This window comes from uncultured Boseongicola sp. (assembly GCF_937988555.1).
GTDB lineage: Bacteria > Pseudomonadota > Alphaproteobacteria > Rhodobacterales > Rhodobacteraceae > Boseongicola.
This window is the reverse complement of the sequence record NZ_CALJXO010000306.1, coordinates 1-3,648: the sequence shown is the minus strand read 5'-3', so window position 1 is coordinate 3,648 and position 3,648 is coordinate 1. Positions and strand designations below refer to the sequence as shown.

Genomic DNA, 3,648 nt, shown 5'->3' with positions numbered 1-3,648 from the left:
CGAATTGATTGGCTAACGCTTGAATCTTATGAACCAGAAGGGAGAAGTTAGGAATGAGACTTACGAATGTGATAGCCGTAGTTGGCACAGCTGTCTTCTTGGCCGCTTGCAGCCAGCAAGAAGAGCCTGCCATGATGGTTTCGCCACAGCCGACTTTTGACAAGTCTGGTGCTGGCACGTGCCCTGTAGGGTATGATTTGTCCGGCGATCGGTGCGTAGAGTCAAATACGCGCGCTTTGGACTTGGACGGCGAGTCTTCTATGGCTCGACAGCGCGCGGTAGCGGATCCTGATTCTATGTAAGGTCGGCATTGTGGGCTCACTGTGAGACTATTGCGGCGCGCCCTTGCCAACCAAAAGTAATTGGGCTACTATTTTATAGTTACTTTTTGTAGCCCTTCGGTACACTAACTAAATACTCTTTGTTGCTGCGCATCAGAGGGTATTTTTTTATTGATGTCACTGTATCCTGGGAGTGGGCAAAACTTGGTGGTCTTTGAGATAAGGTAATGTTTTGGGAACAAGACGAGGCCGGCCATGAAGGTAGGGATCACTGTCGAAACGACATTTGAAGATGGGAATATTCAGAGGCGCGATATCAGTCCACTTTTCCTTTCGCTTGTGGTGAAATCGCGCGTTCGCGGCCTGTTGCCAGATTAAACCCACGCATGACCGCACCATTGACGAAGATCAATCCGGCCCAGCGGTCCTCAGTTATGACTGGGCATGCTTGCGGACTTCATCCGCACAGAGGGTTCAGAAATGTCAAGCGATCGAAACATCAAGAACGGCGACTTCGAATGGATGCACATGGACCGGATAGACGGCATCTGGTGGGGCGCGGCCTTCATTTGGGGTGCCGTGGTGCTTTTTTTCGCGAACATCGGATGGCCTGGGTCGTCCAGTTGGTGGGACAGCGGGGGCGTCTTTTTCGTGGGAATTGGTGCCTTCGCACTCGTATGTGCCGTCATAAGGCTTCAGACGCCTAAATACCGTTCAAAGTGGCTCTTTAGTTTTGTGTTCGGTGTCATTTTTCTGGCCATCGGACTTGGCGCTTGGGATGCCGCATGGTGGTTCTGGGTCTTGGTTTTGCTGATTGTCGGTGCTGTGACGCTCCGCTCTGCATTGAACCGAAAGACTTGACTGGAGGTCAGGTCCGGCGTGCCTGATCACCCGCCGGTTTGCGGGTGGTGGGACTTACCTGGGAAAATCCGGTCGCTGCAAGTTCTACGACGGACAGAAAAACAAGGAGACAACCATGACAGCTTACAATGTCGTTCGGATGCGGGTGAAAGAGGGACGCGAAAAGGATTTCATCGACAGGAACTGGCAGGTCGACCCCAAAGCGATGGAAGGTCTCAAGAAAATCTCGATCGTCAGTACCGGCGATCGAAACTATTGCCTCATCGGTGAATGGCAAAACGCGCAGGCGATCGCTGCAGCCGGTCCGGTCATGATCCGCGCGCTCGACACCTTCCGTGATACGCTAGAAGAACTTGGCACCAACACAGGCGTGACCGAAGCGATGTCGGGCGAGGCCGTCATCGTCGGGTATGGCAAGGAAGAGACGGTTTGAATAGTCGAGGGAGTGGGCAAAACTTGGTGGACGCCGTGTTAGGGTAAGGCTTTTGGAGCGAGGCGGGGCCTACCATGGATGTGCGCATTGTTGTCGAAACAACATTTGAAGATGGAGAAACACAGAGGCGCAATATCGGTCGTCTTTGCCGTGCACCTGACAACCTAGAACCAGAGTGCTTGGGTTTGCGCATTGTCGAAGCCAAGAATTTGTTGGGGCGATTGCAGGAGGCGATCCTTCAAAGCCAGATCGATGAAGCGCTGGCGGCAAGCCGAATTTGCGACGACTGCGGAAAGCGTTGTGGGGTCCATGACGATCGAGGTCGCACACTCGACACTTTGTATGGCCGTTTTCGGGTGAAGGCGCCGCGGCTACGACAGTGTGCCTGCAAATCAGACGCGGTCGCCGCGAAAGTCGCTCTTCTTTTGCCATTCAACGCGCTGTTTCCGGATCGCGCGACACCCGAACTACTGCGCCTTCAGGCGGAGTTGGGGTCGCGTCATTCGTTTTGAGAGGCAGCCCGGTTGCTCGAAATGTTCTTGCCGTGCGCGCCTCAGTCAAACACGACAGTCCGAAATCGCTTGGGACGCATTTCTGAGAAGCTTGACGTTGCCGACGAAGGGTATGGGAACAATAACGCGAGCACCAAATCATCTACATTGACCGTTTTCCTGGACGGTGCACATATTAGATGTCGTCCGGAATACCAGAAGCGGCACCTGGATGTTGTGGTCGGTAAGGTGGAAAATGCCAACATGAGCCGACGCTTCGGTCTTGTGCAGCAAGCCGCCAAATCTCCTGCAAAGCAACTCCGACATGACCTGATCGCGCAAGGCTGGGACGGTCAGAGCAAAGTGACCGTGATTTCAGACGGGGAGCCTGCCCTGCCAAATCTTGTGCGGCGTGCCGTTCAAGGCCCCGTCACCCACATCTTTGATTGGTGGCACATTTCGATGCGGGTTCAACATATCGAGAACGCCGTGCGAGGACTTTTGCAAACGAAGGGGTTTTCAGGGTTGCCGCAACTCTTCGAGCGACCGTCCGAGACACTGCGTTGGTACCTCTGGCATGGAAAAGTGATGACAGCCGCGACAATCCTCAAGGTTCTTGAGATCGACTGCGACCGTTTGCACACCGAAACCAAAGGCCAACGGGAAGCGGGCAGACGCGTCAAAGCTCGATGCCAAGCGCTCTATTTCTATCTTTCCAACAACTTCGACGCGCTGGTGAATTATGGTCACCGATATCGAAACGGACTCGCAGTCTCGTCATCCCGCGCAGAGGGTTGTGTCGATGACATCGGGAATACTCGAATGGGCAAGCGGCGGCGCATGCGATGGTCTCCGAAAGGGTGCATCGCGTCGCCGTCACTAGGGCCGCAGTCCTTGACGGCAGGCTGACTGTTACAAAAATGGCCGCTTGACCACCAAGTCTTGCCCACTCCCGAAGAGCCCTGGTCCTGGCCTCAACCAACCCGGCATGCCTTGGGCGCGCTTCTGTTGGAATCTGGCGAATACGAAGAGGCCGAGGCAGTTTATCGAGCGGACCTTGGTGTCGATGGCAAACTCCCCCGTCCGAGCCAGCACCCGCGGAACGTCTGGGCGCTTCACGGCTTACACGAGTGCCTGATGCGTCGCGGTGAAGAAGTCGAGTTGCCACATATCAAGCTGGTGCTCGACCAGGCCGTGGCCCGTGCAGACATACCAATACGCGCGAGTTGCCTCTGTCGTGCAAGTGCGGCCTAAGCGATCTAGAGCGTGTCGGGTTTAATCGGTTCCGTATCCAGCAGCTTTGAAAATATTGTAGCATTCCTCGTCGCTGAACAGGTCGCAGATGTGGCCAACGGCCTGCCAAAGCTGGTCATACGTTCGGGCAGCGGCCTTTCGGATCACCCAACTTCGACAGTTCAGCGCCAGTTTTGAGCATGCTGTTGAGATCTGGTCGTTACTTTTCAGGGGCATAGCATGGTCGTCCTCAGCGATTTTTGCAAATCGTGTCGTCACACGCTATAGGCGTAATGCTGTTGAGTGTTGAGACATAGGCGTGATACCGTCGCCACATAATGTATACTCG

Annotated in this window: 3 protein-coding genes and 2 pseudogenes; 4 read left to right on the top strand and 1 reads right to left on the bottom strand. The window is 54.6% G+C overall.

The window, feature by feature from the left end:
- The first annotated feature begins 761 nt into the window (after nt 1-761).
- The 4 genes and pseudogenes from Q1B15_RS18360 to Q1B15_RS18345 all read left to right on the top strand — a co-directional run bounded on the left by Q1B15_RS18360 (nt 762) and on the right by Q1B15_RS18345 (nt 3,320).
- Nucleotides 762-1,142: a hypothetical protein gene (locus Q1B15_RS18360; RefSeq protein WP_299756490.1), complete on the top strand. Its 381-nt coding sequence runs from the start codon at nt 762-764 to the stop codon at nt 1,140-1,142.
- A gap of 115 nt (nt 1,143-1,257) precedes the next feature.
- A complete protein-coding gene (locus Q1B15_RS18355; protein ID WP_299756488.1) occupies nt 1,258-1,575 on the top strand; it encodes a hypothetical protein in 318 nt (105 codons plus the stop codon).
- A 74-nt stretch (nt 1,576-1,649) separates the two neighbouring features.
- A pseudogene (locus tag Q1B15_RS18350) lies at nt 1,650-2,998 on the top strand (ISKra4 family transposase).
- A 76-nt stretch (nt 2,999-3,074) separates the two neighbouring features.
- Nucleotides 3,075-3,320, top strand: coding sequence for a hypothetical protein (locus Q1B15_RS18345; RefSeq protein ID WP_366141749.1), 246 nt, complete (start codon nt 3,075-3,077; stop codon nt 3,318-3,320).
- A gap of 21 nt (nt 3,321-3,341) precedes the next feature.
- Here Q1B15_RS18345 and Q1B15_RS18340 read toward each other — a convergent pair.
- A pseudogene (locus tag Q1B15_RS18340) lies at nt 3,342-3,464 on the bottom strand (IS630 family transposase); the annotation flags it as partial.
- Nucleotides 3,465-3,648: the final 184 nt, after the last annotated feature.

Excerpts from the sequence above, each read along its gene's own strand:
- Q1B15_RS18360 (WP_299756490.1), top strand. The coding sequence starts at position 762 with ATGTCAAGCGATCGAAACATCAAGAACGGCGACTTCGAATGGATGCAC.
- Q1B15_RS18355 (WP_299756488.1), top strand. The coding sequence starts at position 1,258 with ATGACAGCTTACAATGTCGTTCGGATGCGGGTGAAAGAGGGACGCGAA.